Origin of the sequence: Streptomyces sp. MUM 203J, assembly GCF_022414595.1 — a bacterium.
Taxonomy (GTDB): Bacteria; Actinomycetota; Actinomycetes; order Streptomycetales; family Streptomycetaceae; genus Streptomyces.
Window position 1 is genome coordinate 14,594 of record NZ_JADWYO010000067.1, and the last position, 17,968, is coordinate 32,561.

Consider the following 17,968-nt stretch of genomic DNA (forward strand, 5'->3'; position numbering starts at 1 on the left):
CTGCCCGGACGAGGATGAGAGCTCGGGGAGGCTGGGCACGGTGGAACCGGCCGTGCCGGGCCCGGACAGCACGTGCCCCGGCCCGGTCCCCACGGGCGGCGAACCGCCCATGGGGACCGCGGGTGTCAGGACTGGGGCAGGGCCGCCAGCTGGGACTGGATGCGCGTGACGTCCGCCTCCGCCTTCGTCAGGCGGGTCCGGATCTTGTCCACCACGTGCTCCGGCGCCTTCGCCAGGAACGCCTCGTTCCCGAGCTTCGCCCGGGCCGCAGCGATCTCCTTCTCGGCCGCCGACAGGTCCTTCGTCAGCCGCTTCCGCTCCGCCTCCACGTCGATCGCCCCCGACAGGTCCAGCGCGACCGTCGCGCCGGCCACCGGCAGGGACGCCGTGGCGTGGAAGCCCTCGCCCTCCGGCTGGAGGCGCAGCAGCTGGCGGATGGCCGGCTCGTGCGGCGTCAGGGACGTGCCGGCCAGCTCCAGTCGGGCCGGGACCTTCTGGCCGGGCTGGAGGCCCTGGTCGGAGCGGAACCGGCGGACCTCGGTGACGACCTGCTGGACCAGCTCGATCTCCCGCTCGGCCTGCTCGTCGCGGAAGCCGCTGTCCTTCGGCCAGTCGGCCACGACGAGGGACTCGCCGCCGGTGAGCGTGGTCCACAGGGTGTCGGTGACGAAGGGGACGACGGGGTGCAGGAGCCGCAGGGTGACGTCGAGCACCTCGCCCAGGACCCGGGCGGAGACCTTCGCGGCCTCCCCGCCGCCCATGAACGTGGTCTTCGACAGCTCGACGTACCAGTCGAAGACCTCGTCCCACGCGAAGTGGAAGAGGGTCTCGGACAGCTTCGCGAACTGGAAGTCGTCGTAGTACGCGTCGACCTCCGCGACCACCGAGTTCAGCCGGGACAGGATCCACCGGTCGGTGGCGGACATCCGCGTGGCGTCCGGCAGCGGTCCCTCGACGGTCGCGCCGTTCATCAGCGCGAACCGCGTCGCGTTCCAGATCTTGTTGGCGAAGTTGCGGGAACCCTGGACCCAGTCCTCACCGATCGGGACGTCGACGCCCGGATTGGCACCGCGCGCCAGGGTGAAGCGGAGCGCGTCGGAGCCGTACTTGTCCATCCAGTCCAGCGGGTTGACCGCGTTGCCGAAGGACTTCGACATCTTCTTGCCGAACTGGTCGCGGACCATGCCGTGCAGGGCGATGGTGTGGAACGGCGGGGTGCCGTCCATCGCGTACAGGCCGAACATCATCATCCGGGCGACCCAGAAGAAGAGGATGTCGTAGCCGGTGACCAGGACGGCGTTCGGATAGAACTTCGCGAGACTGGCGGTCTGCTCGGGCCAGCCGAGGGTGGAGAAGGGCCACAGGCCACTGGAGAACCAGGTGTCGAGGACGTCGGTCTCCTGGTGCCAGCCCTCGCCGGTGGGCGGCTCCTCGTCGGGGCCGACGCAGACCACCTCGCCGTTCGGGCCGTACCAGACGGGGATGCGGTGACCCCACCACAGCTGGCGCGAGATGCACCAGTCGTGGAGGTTGTCGACCCAGTCGAAGTACCGCTTCTCCATCTCCTGCGGGTGAATGGCGACCCGGCCGTCACGGACCGCGTCGCCCGCGGCCTTCGCGAGGGGGCCGACCTTGACCCACCACTGCATGGACAGCCGCGGCTCGATGGTGGTCTTGCAGCGGGAGCAGTGGCCGACGGAGTGCGTGTACGGGCGCTTCTCCGCCACGATCCGGCCCTCGGCGCGCAGGGCGCCGACGATGGCGCTGCGGGCCTCCAGCCTGTCCTGGCCGAGGAACGGGCCGTGTGCGGTGATGACGGCGCGCTCGTCCATGACGGCGAGGCTGGGCAGGCCGTGGCGCTGGCCGATCTCGAAGTCGTTCGGGTCGTGCGCGGGTGTCACCTTGACGGCGCCGGTACCGAACTCGGGGTCGACGTGCTCGTCCGCGACGACCGGGATGCGGCGGCCGGTGAGCGGGAGTTCGATCTCGCGGCCGACGAGGTGCTTGTACCGCTCGTCCTCCGGGTGGACGGCGACGGCCGTGTCGCCGAGCATCGTCTCGGCGCGGGTGGTCGCGACGACGATGGAGTCGTCACCCTCGCCGTAGCGGATGGAGACCAGCTCACCGTCGTCGTCCTGGTACTCGACCTCGATGTCCGAGATCGCGGTGAGGCAGCGGGGGCACCAGTTGATGATGCGCTCTGCGCGGTAGATCAGCTCGTCGTCGTAGAGCTTCTTGAAGATGGTCTGGACGGCCTGGGACAGACCCTCGTCCATGGTGAAGCGCTCGCGGGACCAGGCGACACCGTCACCGAGGCGCCGCATCTGGCCGGAGATCTGGCCGCCGGACTCGCTCTTCCACTTCCAGACGCGCTCGATGAACGCTTCGCGGCCCAGGTCGTGACGGGACTTGCCCTCCTTGGCGAGCTCACGCTCGACGACGTTCTGGGTCGCGATACCGGCGTGGTCCATGCCCGGCTGCCACAGCGTCTCGTAACCCTGCATCCGCTTGCGGCGGGTGAGCGCGTCGATCAGCGTGTGCTCGAAGGCGTGGCCCAGGTGGAGGCTGCCGGTGACGTTCGGCGGGGGGATGACGACGGTGTACGGGGGCTTGTCGCTGTTCGCGTCGGCCTCGAAGTAACCGCGTTCTACCCAGCGCTCGTACAGCGGCCCCTCTACGTCGGCCGGCGCGTACTGGGTCGGCAGTTCGGGGGCGGTGGCTGGCTGCTGCTGAGTGTTCTCGGTCACGGGCCCAGTTTAGAGGTGTCACAGCCACGTACTGAAACGGGAATGTTCGGTGTGGGTGTGACCCCCGCCGCCCTTGGGGGGCCGCCGTTCGGCCACTATGTGAGCGACGCGTAAGCATCTGGATGGGGGAACCCCTTAATGAGCTACAACCAGCCGGGCCCGTACGGCGGGCAGCAGCCCCAGCAGCCCGGCCCGTACGGGCAGCCGGGGCCCTACGGCCAGCCGGGAGGCCAGCCGAACCCGTACGGCCAGCCGCCACAGGCCCCGCCGCCGCAGCAGCCCGGCTACGGTTACCCGCCGCAGGCCCCGCAGGGGCAGCCCGGGTACGGCTACCCGCAGCAGCCTCCGGCCCAGCCGAACCCGTACGGACAGCCCCCGCAGCAGCCGAACCCGTACGGGCAGCCCCCGCAGCAGCCCAACCCGTACGGCGCGGCCCCGGGCGGCTACCCGGGTGCCCCCGTCCCGCCCGCGGGCTCCTCGAAGAAGAAGACCGGCCTCATCATCGGCATCGCCGCGGGCGTGGTGGCCCTGGCGGTCGGCGCGTGGTTCGTGTTCGGGGGCGGAGGCAGCAGCGCGGTGGCCGAGGACACCAAGGGCTACAAGATCACTCCGGCCGACTCCGTCGGCGGCTTCAAGAAGTCCGGCCCGGACCGGCAGGTCCCGTTGGACGAGAAGGCGAAGGCCAACGGGGCCGCCAACGGAATCGCCGACCCCCAGATGGTCCTGGCCAACTACAAGGCAGGGGACACGTCCAGTCCGCTGACGGGCCGCAGCATGAGTCTGACCGGGATCTGGGGCGAGATCGAGGACCCGGAGGCGACCATCGACAAGGGCTTCGCGAACGTCGGGAAGAACCAGGCGGCGGGCGCCCAGCCCGGCGAAAGGGTCTTCAAGATGGAGCCCGTGGGCAGTCCCGAGGAGAAGACCCCCGAGGGGTTCGAGGGCGCCCTGATGAAGTGCCAGTACGTCAAGCTGGACAACCCGCAGGGTGATGGCAGCATCGAGAAGGGGCCCAAGGAGATCCAGATTCCCACCTGCATCTGGGCCGACTACAGCACCTACGGCGTCGTCAACCTCATGGACCCCGCCAAGGCCCTGACCGGACAGGCCGGGACACTTGACGAGGTGGCCGATCTGACGGCCGAGCACTACAAGGCCTCGCGCTCCAAGGCGTGATCACATCACCAGGCTCCAGCGCCCCAGGAGTGCGCCCACCGGGCCCTGCGGTGTCCGTGCGCGCAGGCTGAACCCCCGGCATCCGGCCGACCGCCCGGCCGCCGAGGGTTCGGTGAGGTCGTCGCGCACACGATCACCGAGGCCGTCGGACTCAGGGGATCGGCGACGAAGAAACGAATCTCCGGCATCGCAGCAGCTGCGCTCGCCGTGACCTTCACACCGGCGGAGCGACATCGGCGTCGGCGGCGAGGAGCGCGTGCAAGCCCTGAGCGAGCCGGATCTTCCCTGGAGTGCAGCGAGAAGGGCGCCCGGCCGGTTCGGTGAACGAACCGGCCGGGCGCCCCTGTGTGTGGGCCTGCCGTCAGGCGGACTTCTCGTGCCGCCCCTGGTCCTTCACGACCCTCGGGACCAGTGTCGGGTTGACGTTGTTGTGGACGACGTCCTCGGTGATGACGACGCGGGCCACGTCCTTGCGGGACGGGACCTCGTACATCACGGACATCAGGACTTCCTCCATGATCGCGCGCAGGCCGCGCGCTCCCGTGCCGCGCAGGATGGCCTGGTCCGCGATGGCCTCCAGGGCGGGGCGGTCGAAGTCCAGTTCCACGCCGTCGAGTTCGAAGAGGCGCTGGTACTGCTTGACCAGAGCGTTGCGGGGTTCGACGAGGATCTTCAGGAGGGCTTCGCGGTCCAGGTTGTGGACGCTCGTGATGACCGGGAGGCGGCCGATGAACTCCGGGATCATCCCGAACTTCACCAGGTCCTCCGGCATGACGTCCTGGAACTGGTCGCGGGCCTCGATCTCCCTCTTCGAGCGGATGGTGGCGCCGAAGCCGATGCCCTTGGCCCCGGCCCTCGACTCGATGATCCGCTCAAGGCCCGCGAAGGCGCCGCCCACGATGAACAGGACGTTCGTCGTGTCGATCTGGATGAACTCCTGGTGGGGGTGCTTTCGGCCGCCCTGCGGCGGAACCGAGGCCGTGGTGCCTTCCAGGATCTTCAGCAGGGCCTGCTGGACGCCCTCGCCGCTCACGTCGCGCGTGATCGACGGGTTCTCGCTCTTGCGGGCCACCTTGTCGATCTCGTCGATGTAGATGATCCCGGTTTCGGCCTTCTTGACGTCGTAGTCGGCGGCCTGGATGAGCTTCAGCAGGATGTTCTCGACGTCTTCGCCCACGTATCCCGCCTCCGTCAGGGCCGTCGCGTCCGCGATGGCGAACGGAACGTTCAGCATGCGGGCCAGCGTCTGGGCCAGGAGGGTCTTGCCGGAGCCGGTGGGGCCCAGCAACAGGATGTTGGACTTGGCGAGTTCGATCGCGTCGTCCCGGCCCTGCGCGCCGCCGTTCTCGCCGGCCTGGACGCGCTTGTAGTGGTTGTACACCGCGACCGAGAGCGCCTTCTTCGCCGGCTCCTGGCCGACGACGTAGCTCTCCAGGAACTCGTAGATCTCGCGGGGCTTGGGGAGTTCCTCCCACCGCACCTCGCTGGTCTCCGCGAGTTCCTCCTCGATGATCTCGTTGCAGAGGTCGATGCACTCGTCGCAGATGTACACACCGGGGCCTGCGATGAGCTTCTTCACCTGCTTCTGGCTCTTGCCGCAGAACGAGCACTTGAGCAGATCGCCGCCATCACCGATGCGTGCCACGAGGTGCTTCCCCTTCGCCTGGGAGCGGCTTGTCAGCTGCCCGCTCCTGGTGCCTCATATCCGACGGTACCTTGCCGGGCCCCTTGTTCGGGCCCCCCTTGGCGCGGTTCACACCGCGCCAAGGGAAGGTCGAGCGTCAGGCCGCCGCAGCCGCCGTGCTCTTGCGGGTCGAGACGATCTGGTCGATCAGGCCGTACGCCAGGGCGTCCTCGGCCGTGAGGATCTTGTCACGCTCGATGTCGTCGCGGATCTTCTCGATGGGGTTGTTGGAGTGCCTGGCGAGCAGCTCCTCCAGCTGGGTGCGCATGCGCAGGATCTCGTTGGCCGCGATCTCCAGGTCGGAGAGCTGCTCACGGCCGGTGCCGCCGGAGGGCTGGTGGATCAGCACGCGGGCGTTCGGCAGCGCCATGCGCTTGCCGGGGGTGCCGGCGGCGAGCAGCACGGCGGCGGCGGAGGCGGCCTGGCCCATGCAGACCGTCTGGATGTCCGGCTTCACGAACTGCATCGTGTCGTAGATGGCCGTGAGGGCCGTCATCGAGCCGCCGGGGCTGTTGATGTAGATGGAGATGTCCCGGTCCGGGTCCATCGACTCCAGGCACAGCAGCTGCGCCATCACGTCGTTGGCGGAGGCGTCGTCGATCTGCACGCCGAGGAAGATCACGCGCTCTTCGAAGAGCTTCGCGTACGGGTCGTACTCGCGCACGCCCTGGGAGGTGCGCTCGACGAAGCGCGGGACGACGTACCGGTTGTCCACCTGCGGGCCGGTGTAGAGGCCGCTTGCGGAGAAGTTGCTCATGGGGTGTTCACCATCCTGGTGCCTGGTACCTGGGGCGTTCTGCGGGCTGGGGCGGGTGCGGGTGCGGTGCGGGCGGCTGCTCAGGCGCCGGTGCCGCCACCGCCCGGAACGCCCGAGGCGGCCGAGATGATCTCGTCGAGAAGGCCGTACTCCTTGGCCTCCTCGGCGGTGAACCAGCGGTCGCGGTCACCGTCGCGGATGATCGTCTCCACGGTCTGGCCGGAGTGGTGCGCGGTGATCTCGGCCATGCGCTTCTTCGTACGGAGGAGGTACTCGGCCTGGATCTTGATGTCCGAGGCGGTACCGCCGATGCCGGCGGAGCCCTGGTGCATCAGGATGTCGGTGTTCGGCAGCGCGAAGCGCTTTCCGGCGGTGCCGCCGGTCAGCAGGAACTGCCCCATGGAGGCGGCCATGCCCATGCCGATCGTGACGACGTCGTTCGGGATGTACTGCATGGTGTCGTAGATCGCCATGCCGGCCGTCACCGAGCCGCCGGGGCTGTTGATGTACAGGTAGATGTCCTTGTCCGGGTCGGCGGCAAGGAGCAGCATCTGCGCGGTGATCTTGTTGGCGATCTCATCGTCCACCTGCTGGCCGAGGAAGATGATGCGCTCGCCGAGCAGCCGGTTGTACACATGGTCGCCGAGGCCACCACCGATGGACGGCTCACCGGCGGCGTAAGGCATCAGATTCGTCACGTATCCACCTGCTCGTCTCTTGACGGCTGCGGCCGTCTCAGCATGTTGCGTTTCGCGGGCGGGTAGTCCCCTGCCCTCGTATTCATGGACCCTAACGCGCAGGTGGGCGGGCGCCATCCCGCTTCCCGAGCTGTTCGCTGGGAGCGCAAGGTAGTTGGCCCGGGGTGGGTCGGGCCTGAGGGGGTAAGACGGCGGGCCCCGGGCGCGCTGTGCGCCCGGGGCCCGCCGGTGAAGGTCGGCACGAGGCCGGGGCCTCGGTCCTGGAGGCTCAGGCCTCGGTCTTCTCCGTGGCCTCGGCGGACGCGTCGGCGGCGGCCTCGGCACCCTCGGTGGCCTCGTCCTCGTCGTCGTCCAGGACGACCGGCTCGCCGTCGGTGTCGACGACCTTGGCGGCCTCGACGACCAGGGCCAGGGCCTTGCCGCGGGCGACCTCGCCGACGAGCATCGGGACCTGGTTGCCCTGGACGACGGCCTGGGCGAACTGGTCGGGGCTCATGCCGGAGGAGGCGGCGCGGCGCATGAGGTGCTCGGTGAGCTCCTCCTGGTTGACGTTGACCTTCTCCCGGTTGACCAGCTCGTCGAGGATGAACTGGGTCTTGATGCCCTTGACCGCCTGCTCGCGGGTCTCCTCGTCGAACTCCTCCGCGGTCTTGCCCTGGAGCTCGAGGTACTTGTCCAGCGTGAGGCCCATCTGGCCGAGCTGGTGGTTCTCCAGGTTGTGCTTGCGGGTGTTGACCTCGTCCTCGAGCAGCTTCTCGGGGACCGGGACCTCGGTCAGCTTCAGCAGCTCGTCCAGGACGCGCTCCTGGGCCTGGGTGGCCTGGTCGTACTGCTTCATGTTCTCCAGGCGCTTGCGGCTGTCCGCCTTCAGCTCCTCGAGGGTGTCGAACTCGCTCGCCAGCTGGGCGAACTCGTCGTCCAGCTCGGGAAGCTCACGGGCCGCGACGGCGGTGACCTTCACGGTGACCTCGGCGTCCTTGCCCTCGGCGGAGCCGCCCTTCAGCGTGGAGGTGAAGGTGGCCTCGCCGCCGGCCTCCAGGCCGGTGACGGCCTCGTCGATGCCGTCGAGCAGCTCGCCGGAGCCGATGGTGTACTGCACGCCGTCGGCGACACCGTCCGGGAGGACCTCGCCGTCGACCTTGGCCTCCAGGTCGACGGTCACGACATCGCCCTCGGCGGCGGCGCGCTCTACCGGGTTGGTGGAGGCGAAGCGCTCGCGGAGCTGCTCCACGGACTTCTCGACGTCCTCGTCGGTGACCTCGACGGCGTCGACGGTGACCTCGATGCCGGAGAAGTCCGGGATCTCGATGGCCGGGCGGATGTCGACCTCGGCCGTGAAGGCGAGGACCTCGCCGTCCTTCAGCTCGGTGATGTCGACCTCGGGCTGACCCAGCGGGTTCACCTCGGCCTCGTTGACCGCCTCGGTGTAGAACTTGGGCAGCGCGTCGTTGACGGCCTCCTCAAGCACCGCACCGCGGCCGAACCGCTGGTCGATCACGCGCGCCGGGACCTTGCCCTTGCGGAAGCCCTTGACCGTGACCTGCTGGTTGATCTTCTTGTACGCCGCGTCGAGGCTGTCCTTGAGCTCCTCGAAGGGCACCTCGACAGTGAGCCGAACCCGGGTCGGGTTCAGGGTCTCCACGGCGCTCTTCACGGTTCGGTCTCCTTGGTGGCTGATTCTGGCTTTCACCTGGGGCGCCGCCGCTCGGCGGCCTGGCGGCCCAGAGGAGCGGCCCGGTCAGACAGACACACGGGCACGCAGCTTGCATAGTAACCGCAAGGTGGACGCGCCCCACAACGTGATCTTGATTCCGCGGGAAGCGCGGGAGAGCCCGGACACACGTGAGCGCCACACGGCTGATGGTCGGGGTGGCGGGATTTGAACCCACGGCCTTCCGCTCCCAAAGCGGACGCGCTACCAAGCTGCGCCACACCCCGTTTCGGTGCGACACGTAGGGTACATGGCCGCGGATGTGGCGTCGGCCATTTATGGAGTGTGCGACCAGGGGGTGTGACCCGCTACGATGCTCTTCGTGCCGCACCGTTCGCCCCCGGGTGACGGGTGGTGCGCTGTTCGCGGGCGTAGCTCAATGGTAGAGCCCTAGTCTTCCAAACTAGCTACGCGGGTTCGATTCCCGTCGCCCGCTCCGCACGACCTCCGGCCCCGCCGGGTGATGATGATCACCCGGCGGGGCCGGAGGCGTTCACGGAGTCCCCGGTGGGGGTGGGACCGTGCGGGGGCGGGGACCCGTCAGGGCGAGGATGCGTCTCAGAAGCCGATCTTGCTGATCGACGCCGCTATCTCGTTCAGGAAGTTGCTGATCGTCGGCCCCAGGCCGGAGGACGCGAGGAAGAAGCCGAAGAGCGCGGCGACGACCGCCGGTCCGGTCTTGACGGATCCGCCGCGGATCATCACCACGAGGACGATTCCCAACAGCAGCACCACAGACAGCGAAACGGCCACAACTGATCACCCCTTGGTCGGTCCCCACGGACGGCCCGGGGGCACACTGCCCGGCACCCCCCGCGCGGTCCATCGTGCCATCAACCGCCTCTGAAGTGCTTCCCCGTGACAGGCCGTCGACACCGGGCGCGGCGCGCCCGGCGGATCGGGCGGCCCCCTGCGCCGCCCCTCGGCCGCACATCGGTCACAGAACTTCCACAGGGACCGCGCGGGCGTCGTTATCGATCAGTAATCAAGGGAGATCTGCGCCTTTTGATATGGATTTTTCGGTCATTTTCGAGCGTAACGGTGAGTCACTTTGCCCGCTTTTCCCGGTTTTGGTTTGGCGTGGAGCACGGTTAGTGTGCCTCGGATGTTCCCTCCACCCCAGAAGACACAGAGGCAACGGGACCCCTTCTTCGACAACGCCAAGTACCTGGCGATCGTGCTCGTCGCGGTGGCGCACGCGTGGGAGCCGGTCATGGACGGAAGCCGCGCGACCCGCGCGCTGTACATGGTCGTCTACACGTTCCACATGCCGGCGTTCGTGCTGATCTCCGGGTACATGTCGAGGACCTTCGAGGGGCGGACCGGGCAGCTGAGACGGCTGGTGAGCGGCGTCGTGGTGCCGTACGTGGTCTTCGAGACCGCGTACACCCTGTTCCGCCGCTGGTCCGGGGACTATCCGGAGGCGCCGCTGAGCCTGACCGACCCCTTCTATCTGACCTGGTTCCTGGTCGCCCTGTTCGTGTGGCGGCTGTCCGCGCCGCTGTGGCGGTCGCTGCGCCACCCGGTGCCGGTGGCCCTCGGGGTCGCCGTGCTGGCCTCGCTGACGCCGGGCATCGGGGCCGATCTGGACCTCCAGCGGGTGCTCCAGTTCCTGCCCTTCTTCGTGCTGGGGCTGTCGCTGCGGGAGGAGCACTTCCGGATGGTGCGGCGGCGCGCGGTGCGGCTGCTGTCCGTGCCGGTGGTGCTGGGCGCCGTGGCGATGGCGTACCGGGTGGGGCCGGAGGTGCGGCTGAGCTGGTTCTACCGGAGCTCCGCCGCGGGGGACCTCGACGCCGCCTGGTGGACCGGGCCGGTGATGACCCTGCTGCTGTCGGCGTGCGCGCTGGCGCTGACCGCGTGTTTCCTGGCGTGGGTGCCGGGACGGCGCACCTGGTTCACGGTGCTGGGCGCGGGCAGCGTCTGCGGCTATCTGCTGCACGGCTTCCCCGTGAAGGCGCTGGAGTACTGGCACGTTGTTGACGCCTTCCCGGTGCTGGCCACACCTGCCGGACGGGTCGGCGTGACGGTGGCGGCGGCCGTCATGGTCACGCTGATGTGTACGCCGCCGGTGCGGCGGACCCTGCGGTGGGCGGTGGAGCCTCCGCTGGACTGGGCGTTTCGCACGGAGCCGCGTGACGCGGCTCGGGGCGGGGGTCCGGCGGAGCCCGCGGCCGAGGGGCGGGTGCCCGTGCCGGCCGGGGGCGTCAGCCGGCGCTGAGGCCCAGCAGGGCCCGTACCCGCGCGTACTTGGCGGCCAGCCGGGTGCGGGTCGGCTCGTCCAGGACGGCGAGGCGGGCGGGGTCGGCGTTGTGGGCGAGGTCGGCCTCCTTGACGAGGAGGGCACCAGGGGTGGCGAGGATCCTGGCGGTGTACGTCTCCGGGGACTCGCCCCCGCGTCTCGTGACGGCCAGGACCATGTCCTTGACGCCCCGAGGCAGCGGCGTCGCCATGAGTCCGTCCTCCGAGAGGGCGTCGTCCTCGACGGCGTCGTGCAGCCAGGCGGCGGCGATCTGCTCGTCCGTGCCGCCCCTGGCCCGGACGCCGTCCGCCACGGCCTGGAGATGGTCGGCGTAGGGGCGGCCGGCCTTGTCGGTCTGCCCCTCGTGGGCGCGGCGGGCCAGGGCCTCGACCTGCGCGAGTGTCATGTACGGCTCCGACATGCGCCGCACTGTACGCCGTGCCGGGCGCTCCGGGCCTGCCCTGCGGACCAGGGCGAGTGCCGTTCCGGGAGTCACCCCCTGCCCGAAGGGCTCGGGGGGTCAGCCGTTCCGGGAGATCAGGAGCAGCGCGCGGTCGTCGTTGACGTCCTTCGCGCAGGCTTCGATCAGGTGCCACGCCGCGCCCTGGAAGCCGGCTGTCACATAGCGGTCGGCCTCGCCGGTGAGACGGTCGATGCCTTCCGCGATGTCGCGGTCGGCGGACTCCACCAGGCCGTCGGTGAACAGCATCAGGACGTCCCCGGGGCGGAGGGTGCCCTTGACCGGATGGAATTCGGCGCCGTCGTACACACCCAGCAGCGGGCCCTCCGCGTCCTTCTCCTCCCAGCGGCCGCTGCCCGCATGGAGCTGGAGGGCCGGGAGGTGGCCGGCGGAGAGCAGTTCGTAGTCGCCCGAGTCCAGGTCGAGCACCAGGTGGATGGAGGTGGCGAAGCCCTCGTCCCAGTCCTGGCGCAGGAGGTAGCCGTTGGCGGCAGGGAGGAAGCCGTGCGGCGGCAGGGAGCCCAGCAGGCCGCCGAACGCACCGGACAGGAGCAGCGCACGGGAGCCCGCGTCCATGCCCTTGCCGGACACGTCGGTGAGGACGACCTCCAGGGTGCGGCCCCCGTGGGTGCGGGCGGCGACGACGAAGTCGCCGGAGAAGGACTGGCCGCCCGCCGGCCGCAGCGCCATCTCCCGGTGCCAGCCCTTCGGCAACGCGGGCAGCGCGCTCTGGGCGCGGATGCGCTCCCGCAGGTCGAACAGCATGGTGCCGCCGCGCCGCCAGGGCACGCCGACCCGGGCCCGGAACTGGGCTATCAGCAGGCCGAAGAGCCCGCAGGCGGCGACCACCAGGACCGTGCCGGGGGTCACCCGGGCCATGCCCTCGGTGTACGGGCCCAGCACCGCCGACTCGATGATCAGCGCGCCGGCCGCCGCCGCGTACAGCCCGAGCAGGCTCGCGGGCCGCAGCAGGAGCCCGCCGGCCACGATGGGCAGGACCAGCGCCTCGGGCGCGAACCACACGGGGGCCGCGAGCGTGGCCAGCATGAGCGCCGGGATGGTCAGGAAGAGTCCGGCCAGCGCGATCCAGTCGGAGCCGTCGCCGCGGAAGTAGTCGACGGCGGATTTGCGCAGGCCGACGCGGGCCCGGTGGACCGCCTTGCGGTACCGGGCCAGGTACGTGTCGAGTCGTCGTGCGCTACGGGCCATTGGCCTGGACCCTATCCACCCGGCCGGGGGGCGTGCAGGGGGACCCCCGAGACAATGCGTTCGAAATCGGGTCGCATCGGGGGTGGCGGGGCTGTTACGCATGACTCATGACGACTGAGTTGCGGGTCCTGCGCCCGGAAGAATGGGCCACCTGGTACGGGCAGCTGGAGTTCGCGTTCGGGGATGTGCCGGAGTCCCCGGAGGAGCGGGAGCTGTGGGAGGCGCTGACCGAGCCGGAGCGGTCGCTGGGCGCCTGGGACGGGGACGTGTGCGTGGGGACGGCCGGATCGTTCTCCTTCCGGATGGCGGTGCCGGGCGGGGCGGTGGTACCGACGGCGGGGGTGACCATGGTGAGCGTGGCGCCGACGCACCGCAGGCGCGGGATCCTCACCTCGATGATGCGGCGGCAGCTCGACGACCTGCGGGCGACCGGCGAGTCGCTGGCCCTGCTCACGGCGACGGAGCCGGACATCTACGGCCGGTTCGGCTACGGGATGGCGGCGCCGCGGATGCGGGCGGAGATCGACACGAGCCGGGTGCGGCTCTCCGTACCGGAGGGGACGGACGACGTACGGCTGCGCCTCGCGCGGCCGGAGGAGGCGGCCAAGGAGTGCGAGGCGGTGTACGCGCGGCTGGTGCCGGGGCGGCCGGGGATGCTGGAGCGGCGTCCGGGCTGGGAGCGGCTGCCGTTGCTGGATCCTCCGTCCGAGCGTGGTGGTGCCTCGCCGCTGGCGTGTGTGCTGGCGGAGCGGGGTGGCGAGGTCGTCGGGTTCGCGCTGTACCGGGTGCGGCCCGACTGGGACCCGGAGGGCGCCAGGGGCACGGTCGTGCTGGGGCACGAGGGGGCGCTCGACCCGGCCGCGTACGCCGCCCTGTGGCGTTATCTGTGGAACATCGACCTCACCTCGCGGCTGGTGCTGTCCAACCGGCCGGCCGACGAGCCCTGGCAGCACCTGGTCTCGGACATCCGGCGGTGCCGGGTGGTCCACCGGGACGGGGGCTATCTGCGGCTGGTGGACGTGGGGGCGGCGCTGGAGGCGCGGACGTACCAGACACCGGTCGATGTGGTGCTGGAGGTCGCGGACGACTTCTGCCCGTGGAACGCGGGGCGGTGGCGGCTGACCGGGGACACCGGGGGCGCGCAGTGCGTCGGCACGACCGACGCGCCGGATCTGGCCCTGTCCGTACGGGAGCTGGGCGCGGCCTACCTGGGCGGTGTGCCGCTCGTGTCGCTGGCGGCGGCCGGGCGGGTGCGGGAGCTGCGGGAGGGCGCGCTGGCGCAGGCGTCGCGGGCGTTCGGCTCGCCGGTGGCGCCGTGGGTTCCGCACGGTTTCTGAGCGGCACCCGCGGCGGGGCTCACGCGGGCTGGCAGGCGGGGCACCAGAAGAGGTTGCGGGCGGCGAGACCGGCGGTGCGGATCTCGCCGCCGCAGATGTGGCAGGGCTGGAGGGCCCGGCGGTAGACGTACACCTCGCCGCCGTGGTCGTCCACCCTGGGCGGGCGGCCCATGGCCTCGGGGGTGTGCTCGGGGCGTACGGTGTCGATGCGGTTGTGCCGTACGCCTTCCCGCATCAGCGCCGCGAGGTCGTGCCAGATCGCCGTCCACTGGGCCTCGGTGAGGTCACGGCCCGCGCGGTACGGATCGATGCCGTGCCGGAACAGCACCTCGGCGCGGTAGACGTTGCCGACGCCCGCGATGACCTTCTGGTCCATGAGCAGGGCGGCGACGGTGGTGCGGGAGCGGGAGATCCGGCGCCAGGCGCGGCCGGGACCGTCGTCGTCCCGCAGCGGGTCGGGGCCGAGCCTGTCGTGTATCGCCTGCTTCTCGGGCTCGGTGATGAGCGCGCAGGCGGTGGGGCCGCGCAGGTCCATGTACGACCGCTCGTTCAGCAGCCGGAGCCGTACGGTGCCGGCGGGTGGCGGCGCGGGGGTGTCGCCGAAGGCCACCTTGCCGAACAGACCGAGGTGGATGTGCACCCACTCCCCCGGGGCGAAGCCGAGGAACAGGTGCTTGCCGTGCGCTTCGGCGGCCGTCAGGACCGTGCCGTCGAGCAGCTCCGCGGCGTCGGAGAACCTGCCCTGGGGGCTGCTCACCCGCACGGCCCGGCCGCCGAACCGCTCGCGGTGGTCGGCGGCCAGCCGGTGGATCGTATGCCCTTCGGGCACGGCGTCAGTCCTGCTGCGGGTGGTGGGCCGGGATGGGGGGCATGACGCCCTCCGTCTCGTACGCCGCGAGCATCTCGATGCGGCGGGTGTGGCGCTCGTCACCGCTGTACGGGGTGGCGAGGAAGATCTCCACGAACGTGGTGGCCTCGTCCCGGGTGTGCATCCGGGCGCCGACGGCGACCACGTTGGCGTTGTTGTGCTCGCGGCCGAGGGCGGCGGTCTGCTCGCTCCAGGCGAGCGCGGCGCGGACGCCCCGGACCTTGTTGGCGGCGATCTGCTCGCCGTTGCCGGAGCCGCCGATCACGACGCCGAGGGAGCCCTCGTCGGCGGCGGTCCGCTCGGCGGCGCGCAGACAGAACGGCGGGTAGTCGTCCTGGGCGTCGTAGATGTGGGGTCCGCAGTCGACGGGCTCATGGCCATGGGCCTTCAGCCACTCGACGAGGTGGTTCTTGAGTTCGTAGCCGGCATGGTCCGAGCCGAGGTACACGCGCATGGTGGGGAGTCTATCGGGGGGCCGGGGCCGAGCCCGTCCGGCTCCTCGCGCCACGGGGGTCCCGGGGGAAGGAGCCCTGCGGATCAGGCCCCGCGCCGCCCCACCAGCTTCCACGTCGCCGGCAGCAGCCCCATCGCCAGCGCCGCCTTCAGCGCGTCGCCGATCAGGAACGGCACCATGCCGAGCGCGACCGCCTTGCCCAGGCCCATCCCGGTCGCGAACGCCAGGTACGGCACGCCGACCGCGTAGACGATCGCGGAGCCGAGCGCCATCACGCCCGCCATCCGCCACACGGACCGGTCCGCGCCCCGCCGAGCGAGCGCGCCGACCGCCGCCGAGGCGAGCAGCATCCCGAGGATGTATCCGAGCGTCGGGATGGCGAACCCGGACGCTCCCTCCGCGAACCACGGCATGCCGGCCATGCCGAGCACCAGGTACAGGGCCAGCGAGGCGAAGCCGCGGCCCGCGCCGAGTGCGGTGCCGACCAGCAGCGCGGCGAAGGTCTGGCCGGTGATCGGCGCGGGCAGGTTCTCGACCGGGATGGATATCTGCGCGGCCAGGCCGGTCAGCGCGGCGCCGCCGGCGACCAGGGCGACGTCGCGGACGCGGGACGAAGGCAGCAGGTCGGCGAGGACCGTTCCCGTGGGGGCGGGTGCGGTGGCGGCAGCAGTACTCATCGGGACTCCGCGGAGGTCGGGCCGGTCGTGCGGCCTGGTCAGGGGACCTGCCGACCGTAGCCCAGGAGTGAACGACCGATCACCGTCCGCCGATGACAAAGCGTCGGACAGGCCGTTGGTGGACTTCGCACAAAGGGCGGCGCCCACACCTCACCTCACCGAAACTTGACGTGACCCTTGTCACGTGGGCTGGAACTTCGAAGCAGCCCTTTTGCACCATGAGATCCCGAGGGAAGAGACTGTCGAATCTCACCAAGTCGCCCGGGAATCCGGACGTGACTGTTCCGCGCCTGCGCCTTCACCCTGCGTGAACAGTGTGTCCGCATACCGGAAACCGGTTCCCCGTAATCGGTGCACGGACCCAGACTCATGGGCGACTTTCCCCCCTACCGGACAGGAACAGGGCCCCACCCATGTCCCGTACCTCCGCGCCCGCGCGCGTCGACGCGTCCCCGACCGGCGACGCGCCGCTCTCGCACGGACTCAAGCAACGCCATCTGTCGATGATCGCCCTGGGCGGCGTGATCGGCGCCGGCCTCTTCGTCGGATCGGGTGCCGCCATCGCGGCGGCCGGGCCGTCGATCATCGTCGCCTATGCGATCTCCGGCCTGCTCGTCATGCTGGTGATGCGCATGCTGGGCGAGATGTCGGCCGCCAATCCGGCATCCGGCTCCTTCTCGGTGCACGCCGAGCGGGCGATCGGCCCATGGGCCGGCTTCACGGCGGGCTGGGCCTTCTGGTTCCTGCTGTGCGTGGCCGTGGGCCTGGAGGCGATCGGCGCGGCGAAGATCGTGAACGGCTGGCTTCCGGGCGTGCCCGAGTGGTCGCTGGTGGCGCTGTTCATGCTGATGTTCTGTGTGACGAACCTGGCCGCGGTGAAGAACTTCGGCGAGTTCGAGTTCTGGTTCGCCGCGCTCAAGATCGCCGCGATCGCGCTGTTCCTGGTGATCGGACTGCTGGCCATCCTGGGGATCCTGCCGGGCACCGACGCCCCCGGCACGTCGAACCTCCTCGGCAACGGCGGCTTCATGCCGAACGGCACCGAGGGCCTGATCCTCGGCTTGCTGGCATCGGTCTTCGCGTACGGCGGCCTGGAGACCGTCACCATCGCCGCCGCCGAGTCGGAGCACCCGGTGCAGGGTGTCGCCAAGGCGGTCCGTACGGCGATGTGGCGGATCGCGGTCTTCTACATCGGCTCCATGGCGGTGATCGTCACGCTGATCCCGTGGAACAGCGAGTCGCTGGAGAAGGGCTCGTACGTCGCCACGCTGGAGCACCTGGGCCTGCCGGCGGCCGGCGAGATCATGAACGTGGTCGTGCTGATCGCCCTGCTGTCCGCGATGAACGCCAACATCTACGGCGCCTCCCGCATGGCCTGCTCGCTGGTGGCGCGCGGGCAGGGCCCGAAGACGCTGGGGAAGATCTCGGGCGGGGTGCCGCGGGTGGCGGTGCTGGCCTCCTCGGTCTTCGGCTTCTCGTGCGTGCTGCTGAGCTACTGGCGGCCGGACGACGTGTTCATGTGGCTGCTGCGCACCATCGGCGCGATCATCCTGGTGGTCTGGTTCTTCATCGCCGTGTCGCAGCTGGTCCTCCGCCGCCGCCTGGAGCGGGAGGCCCCGGAGAAGCTGGCCGTGCGGATGTGGGCGTACCCGTACCTGACGTACGCGGCGCTGGCCGGGATCGTGGCGGTGTTCGTCCTGATGGCGCGGGATCCGGGCACCCGGACGGAGCTGTACTACACCGGCGGCCTGGTACTGCTCCTCGGCGTGGCGGGCTACATCCACCAGCGGCTGACGGTGAAGGCCGCGGTCGCGGAGGCGGACGCCCTGACCACCGCGGCGGACTGACCCCGCACACAGGCACGCACAGGAGGCCCCGGCGCACCTTGGGTTCTGACGGTCCTCGCAACACCCGCGATCTGTGGGAGTTGCGAGGACCGTGGCCGTTGGGC

The 17,968-nt window shown here is 70.3% G+C and carries 15 protein-coding genes and 2 tRNA genes; 5 read left to right on the forward strand and 12 right to left on the reverse strand.

Annotation, left to right across the window (positions count from 1 at the left end):
* Positions 1-125: 125 nt before the first annotated feature.
* Positions 126-2,747 (reverse strand): valine--tRNA ligase, encoded by a 2,622-nt coding sequence (locus I3F58_RS25055; RefSeq protein ID WP_240110962.1) that lies wholly within the window; start codon positions 2,745-2,747, stop codon positions 126-128.
* A 138-nt stretch (positions 2,748-2,885) separates the two neighbouring features.
* Between I3F58_RS25055 and I3F58_RS25060 the strand changes: the two genes are divergently transcribed.
* On the forward strand, positions 2,886-3,923 hold the full coding sequence (locus tag I3F58_RS25060) for a hypothetical protein (RefSeq protein WP_240110963.1): 1,038 nt from the start codon (positions 2,886-2,888) through the stop codon (positions 3,921-3,923).
* A 361-nt stretch (positions 3,924-4,284) separates the two neighbouring features.
* On the opposite strand, the gene clpX is transcribed toward I3F58_RS25060, so the two are convergent.
* From clpX to I3F58_RS25085, 5 genes are all read right to left on the reverse strand, one after another.
* Positions 4,285-5,568, reverse strand: coding sequence for an ATP-dependent Clp protease ATP-binding subunit ClpX (clpX, locus tag I3F58_RS25065; RefSeq protein WP_240110964.1), 1,284 nt, complete (start codon positions 5,566-5,568; stop codon positions 4,285-4,287).
* A gap of 136 nt (positions 5,569-5,704) precedes the next feature.
* Positions 5,705-6,364, reverse strand: a complete 660-nt coding sequence (locus I3F58_RS25070; RefSeq protein ID WP_240110965.1) for an ATP-dependent Clp protease proteolytic subunit — start codon at positions 6,362-6,364, stop codon at positions 5,705-5,707.
* 80 nt (positions 6,365-6,444) lie between these two features.
* On the reverse strand, positions 6,445-7,050 hold the full coding sequence (locus I3F58_RS25075) for an ATP-dependent Clp protease proteolytic subunit (protein ID WP_240110976.1): 606 nt from the start codon (positions 7,048-7,050) through the stop codon (positions 6,445-6,447).
* Between the two features lie 280 nt (positions 7,051-7,330).
* Complete coding sequence (gene tig / locus I3F58_RS25080) at positions 7,331-8,716, reverse strand: trigger factor (RefSeq protein ID WP_240110966.1); 1,386 nt, start codon at positions 8,714-8,716, stop codon at positions 7,331-7,333.
* Between the two features lie 207 nt (positions 8,717-8,923).
* Positions 8,924-9,000 (reverse strand) — tRNA-Pro (locus tag I3F58_RS25085).
* A gap of 138 nt (positions 9,001-9,138) precedes the next feature.
* Here I3F58_RS25085 and I3F58_RS25090 point away from each other — a divergent pair.
* Positions 9,139-9,209 (forward strand) — tRNA-Gly (locus tag I3F58_RS25090).
* Positions 9,210-9,331: 122 nt separating this feature from the next.
* On the opposite strand, the gene I3F58_RS25095 is transcribed toward I3F58_RS25090, so the two are convergent.
* Complete coding sequence (locus I3F58_RS25095) at positions 9,332-9,526, reverse strand: hypothetical protein (RefSeq protein WP_240110967.1); 195 nt, start codon at positions 9,524-9,526, stop codon at positions 9,332-9,334.
* A 352-nt stretch (positions 9,527-9,878) separates the two neighbouring features.
* On the opposite strand from I3F58_RS25095, the gene I3F58_RS25100 reads away from it, so the two are divergent.
* Complete coding sequence (locus I3F58_RS25100) at positions 9,879-10,991, forward strand: acyltransferase family protein (RefSeq protein ID WP_240110968.1); 1,113 nt, start codon at positions 9,879-9,881, stop codon at positions 10,989-10,991.
* Here the strand turns inward: I3F58_RS25100 and I3F58_RS25105 are convergent.
* Positions 10,978-11,433, reverse strand: a complete 456-nt coding sequence (locus tag I3F58_RS25105) for an HD domain-containing protein (RefSeq protein WP_240110969.1) — start codon at positions 11,431-11,433, stop codon at positions 10,978-10,980. The two genes, I3F58_RS25100 and I3F58_RS25105, sit on opposite strands and share 14 nt — an antisense overlap.
* A 99-nt stretch (positions 11,434-11,532) precedes the next feature.
* Positions 11,533-12,681, reverse strand: coding sequence for a PP2C family protein-serine/threonine phosphatase (locus I3F58_RS25110; RefSeq protein WP_240110970.1), 1,149 nt, complete (start codon positions 12,679-12,681; stop codon positions 11,533-11,535).
* A gap of 107 nt (positions 12,682-12,788) precedes the next feature.
* On the opposite strand from I3F58_RS25110, the gene I3F58_RS25115 reads away from it, so the two are divergent.
* Positions 12,789-14,018, forward strand: a complete 1,230-nt coding sequence (locus I3F58_RS25115; protein WP_240110971.1) for a GNAT family N-acetyltransferase — start codon at positions 12,789-12,791, stop codon at positions 14,016-14,018.
* A 19-nt stretch (positions 14,019-14,037) separates the two neighbouring features.
* On the opposite strand, the gene I3F58_RS25120 is transcribed toward I3F58_RS25115, so the two are convergent.
* The 3 genes from I3F58_RS25120 to I3F58_RS25130 form a co-directional block, all read right to left on the reverse strand.
* Entirely contained in the window at positions 14,038-14,847 is an 810-nt protein-coding gene (locus tag I3F58_RS25120; protein WP_240110972.1) for an Fpg/Nei family DNA glycosylase, read from the reverse strand.
* A gap of 4 nt (positions 14,848-14,851) precedes the next feature.
* Complete coding sequence (locus I3F58_RS25125) at positions 14,852-15,340, reverse strand: ribose-5-phosphate isomerase (protein ID WP_240110973.1); 489 nt, start codon at positions 15,338-15,340, stop codon at positions 14,852-14,854.
* A gap of 83 nt (positions 15,341-15,423) precedes the next feature.
* Positions 15,424-16,017, reverse strand: a complete 594-nt coding sequence (locus I3F58_RS25130; protein WP_240110974.1) for a biotin transporter BioY — start codon at positions 16,015-16,017, stop codon at positions 15,424-15,426.
* Between the two features lie 413 nt (positions 16,018-16,430).
* Here I3F58_RS25130 and I3F58_RS25135 point away from each other — a divergent pair, with 413 nt between their 5' ends.
* The gene (locus I3F58_RS25135; RefSeq protein ID WP_240110975.1) at positions 16,431-17,864 is read left to right on the forward strand and encodes an amino acid permease; all 1,434 of its coding nucleotides are present in this window, start codon (positions 16,431-16,433) and stop codon (positions 17,862-17,864) included.
* The last annotated feature ends 104 nt before the right edge of the window (positions 17,865-17,968 follow it).

Coding starts and splice junctions, on each gene's coding strand:
- I3F58_RS25105 (WP_240110969.1), bottom strand. CDS start 11,433: ATGTCGGAGCCGTACATGACACTCGCGCAGGTCGAGGCCCTGGCCCGC.
- I3F58_RS25130 (WP_240110974.1), bottom strand. CDS start 16,017: ATGAGTACTGCTGCCGCCACCGCACCCGCCCCCACGGGAACGGTCCTC.
- I3F58_RS25100 (WP_240110968.1), top strand. CDS start 9,879: ATGTTCCCTCCACCCCAGAAGACACAGAGGCAACGGGACCCCTTCTTC.
- I3F58_RS25075 (WP_240110976.1), bottom strand. CDS start 7,050: ATGCCTTACGCCGCCGGTGAGCCGTCCATCGGTGGTGGCCTCGGCGAC.
- I3F58_RS25115 (WP_240110971.1), top strand. CDS start 12,789: ATGACGACTGAGTTGCGGGTCCTGCGCCCGGAAGAATGGGCCACCTGG.
- I3F58_RS25070 (WP_240110965.1), bottom strand. CDS start 6,364: ATGAGCAACTTCTCCGCAAGCGGCCTCTACACCGGCCCGCAGGTGGAC.
- I3F58_RS25135 (WP_240110975.1), top strand. CDS start 16,431: ATGTCCCGTACCTCCGCGCCCGCGCGCGTCGACGCGTCCCCGACCGGC.
- I3F58_RS25125 (WP_240110973.1), bottom strand. CDS start 15,340: ATGCGCGTGTACCTCGGCTCGGACCATGCCGGCTACGAACTCAAGAAC.
- I3F58_RS25110 (WP_240110970.1), bottom strand. CDS start 12,681: ATGGCCCGTAGCGCACGACGACTCGACACGTACCTGGCCCGGTACCGC.
- I3F58_RS25060 (WP_240110963.1), top strand. CDS start 2,886: ATGAGCTACAACCAGCCGGGCCCGTACGGCGGGCAGCAGCCCCAGCAG.